Source organism: Nocardia sp. NPDC003999 (genome assembly GCF_053604885.1).
The window spans coordinates 1-2,976 of record NZ_JBSGIB010000051.1; the positions used below are offsets into that span (position 1 = coordinate 1).

Annotated in this window: 3 protein-coding genes; all 3 read right to left on the reverse strand. The window is 66.7% G+C overall.

Annotated elements, in window-relative coordinates; translation table 11 throughout:
* Window positions 1-121 precede the first annotated feature (121 nt).
* From ACWESM_RS36555 to ACWESM_RS36565, 3 genes are read right to left on the reverse strand one after another with little or no spacing between them, the layout of a single operon-like run.
* Window positions 122-1,396: an integrase gene (locus ACWESM_RS36555; protein ID WP_452495716.1), complete on the reverse strand. Its 1,275-nt coding sequence runs from the start codon at window positions 1,394-1,396 to the stop codon at window positions 122-124.
* Window positions 1,393-1,719 carry a helix-turn-helix domain-containing protein gene (locus tag ACWESM_RS36560; RefSeq protein WP_452495718.1) on the reverse strand — a complete coding sequence of 109 codons (327 nt, stop codon included), beginning with the start codon at window positions 1,717-1,719 and terminating at the stop codon, window positions 1,393-1,395. The genes ACWESM_RS36555 and ACWESM_RS36560 overlap by 4 nt, the downstream gene beginning before the upstream one ends.
* Entirely contained in the window at window positions 1,716-2,792 is a 1,077-nt protein-coding gene (locus ACWESM_RS36565) for a tyrosine-type recombinase/integrase (RefSeq protein ID WP_452495720.1), read from the reverse strand. Before ACWESM_RS36565 ends, ACWESM_RS36560 begins: the two co-directional genes overlap by 4 nt.
* Window positions 2,793-2,976: the final 184 nt, after the last annotated feature.

The window sequence follows — 2,976 nt, forward strand, 5'->3', positions numbered from 1 at the left end:
GGCACGTCCCCCGTGGGTTCACGCTGACTGAAGGACTTTCAGCCGGAACTCACGGCATTTCGGTGTGTGACACCGGGATTCGCGGTGAGTTCCGGGGAAGTCTAGCGGCTGCCGATGCTGCTCAGTCGGTTGGTGGTTGTTCGAGTTCGTCGCTGAGCAGGTGTTCGGCGACGGTGGCGTAGCGGGCGGCGGTGTTGTGGGAGATGCCGAAGACCAGCGTCAGGTGCAGCGGGTCGGGGCCGGCGGTGAGGGCTTCGTGGAGGATGCGATCGCCGCGGATCCGGTCGACGGTGCATCCGGTTCGCTGCATACGGAGGTTCACGAATATCTGGCTGATCGGCGCAGTGCCGTGGACGGTTTTCGGGCTGACCAGGACGTGTGGGTTGATTGTGGTCGGCCAGGCGGTCCGGCGGTGGTCGAGCCAGCGGCCGATAGCGCGGTGGCCGAGGTCGCCGAGACGCTGACGGCGTCCGGCGAGGGTGATGCGGCGGTTGGCCAGGTCGACATCGGTGAGTTTCAGGTGGCGGATGGCGCCGGTGCGGGCGGCGTTCTCGGCGGCCAGGGCGACGATGACCCGCCAGGCGGGGTCGGTGGCCAACTGCTCGACGGCGTGGATCTCCTCGTCTGTCATCGGTAGCAGGGCGAAGTCGGCTGGCCGGGCTTTCAGGCCGGTGGTCGGGTTGGTGAAGATCAGGCCGCGTTTCTTGGCGAACCGGAACAGTGACCGCAGGGCCGCAGCGGCGTTGGTGCGTTTCCAGCCATCAAGTGGTTCCAGGGCGGCACCGATATCGGTGCGGGTGACTTCCCGCAGGTGGTCGTAGCGGGTTACCCACTGTTCGAGAAACGGCCGGGCGCAACCGAAGTAGACGTAGATGGTGGATGTCGAGCGGGGACGGGCTCGGGTATCTCCGTCGAGCAGCACCGTCAGCCAGCGCTTGACTGGTTCGGCGAATCCTGGCGTGAAATCGCTTGTGACGCAGTCGATCCAGGATCTGATGGCGGTGGTGGTCGAATCGTCGTCGAGCAGGTCCAGGTCGGTGAGGACTTCGACGAGCCGGGGCCGCGACACCCAGCGATGCGGGCGTGAGCGTGCTTCGCTGAGCAACACCCGCTGCCCGGCGGGCCGCCCTTCCAGCACCGTGGCCAGGCCGTCGAGCACGCAGCGTGTGGTCGACGGGCTCCAGCCGCGGGCTTGGCCGAGCTGGTGGGCGTGCTGCGCGGCGGCTCGCAGCGCGGGGTCCTCGGCGGTCAGTGCCGGGTGTTGCCAGCGCGGCGGGACCGGTTCGCCGTTCTTGCGCCGGTAGTAGGATGCGAGCGCGGAACAGCCTTTGCTGCAATAGATTTGGTTCCTCCGACGCTTGTCCGGCAGGGCTTTCCCGCACCGCCGGCAGTTCACCGGGGCGGCATGGATCTGCCGTCGCGGCTGCGCGGCAGGACCGCTGGCCTGGCATCGCCGACCGCGGCCGGGGCGTCCTCGGCGACCGGATGCGGTGCCGCGACAGAGTCCGGTTCGGGGATCAGGAGTTCTTCGACGCCGCATCCGAGGACCGCGCAGATGATGTCGAGTTCGTCGAGCTTGATCATGTTGGGGGTGCCCGACCACAGGCCCGACATCTTGCCGGTGCTGATCACCATGCCGCGCTCGGCGAGCTTGCGGTGCAGCTCGCTGGCCTTCCAGATGCCACGATTGGCCGCGGCCAGCCGCAGGTTCCACTTCACTGGACGAGTCCTTTCCATCGGTCGGCGACCCGGCGCTGCCCGCTCACCCACGCGTCCTCGACGTGAGTGGCGTGGACATGGATATACCGGGCCGTAGTGGCGGTCCAAGCGTGTCCGCAAAGCTCCTGGATGGCGAACAGATTCATCCCGGACAGATAAAGCTGGCTGGCACAGAAATGTCGAAGGACATGCGGTGTCAGCTTCTGCGACCAGGTCGGCAGATGCCGGTCAACGGCCTCGGCCAAGGCGCGGCGGAACACGTCCGCGGTCGCTCGCCGACCGGTCCCGTCGATGTTCTTGCGTTCGGACGGGAACAACGGAACACCATGGCCGGTCGGGTCGATGTCGAACTGGCCGAGCACGTCGGAGATGAACCAGCGCAGACTGCGGTCGGCGCCGTTGATCAACGGCACCAGCCGTAGTTTCGGGCCTTTGCGGCGAGATCCCTTGCCATGACGGACATTTAGCTTGCCGAACCGGCCCAGCTCCCAGCGCACATCGTCCAGATCGAGCATGCGGGCCTCGTTGATCCGCAGCCCCACGTCGGCGACCAGGCGGGCAACGGCGTAGTTGCGGGCGGCCGGAGCGAACTTGCGGCAGGTCGCCAGCTCCGCCCGCCACCCGGCGAACAACTGCTCGACCTCCTCGGCGGTCGGCGGGATCCGCAACAGCGGATCCACCGACGCCTTCGGCCGGTTGATCTCGTCGAGCGGGCATTCCACGACGCGGCCGGTGAGATTGTGCAGCTCGACCTTGTGCCGCAGCTCGAGGAAATGGAAGAACACCGTCAGCGCCGCCGCCCGGCCGGTCCGCGTCGACGGCTTCGCCTCGCGCAGCACCTTGCCGAAATATGCGTCCGCGTCAGCGGGCTGCATCTCCCACAACGGGCGGCCGAACCAATCCCGAATCAGCTCAAGATGATTCACGTCATTGCGGATCGTCGAGTCGACAAGGCCCGCGGAGGCACGCGCCAGCACGAACCCGGATAGCACGTCGGTCTCGAACGCAGCGATCTCATCCTCGGTCACCGGGGCGCGCAACTCCCGCAGGTCGCGCACTGCCGCCAGGGCCAACCCACGCCTCCTTGTCTTCATCCACCGTGAAGAACCGTCGGCACGACCAAGTTCTGATCGGCCGGACCGAGAACAGTTCAGTGGGAGATTCGGTGCCAAAGACGCGTGGGATGGCCCAGGTCCAGGCCGGAACAGGCATAGGAAGAGAGGCCGGGCCAGTCAGGAACTCATCGACTGTTGATTA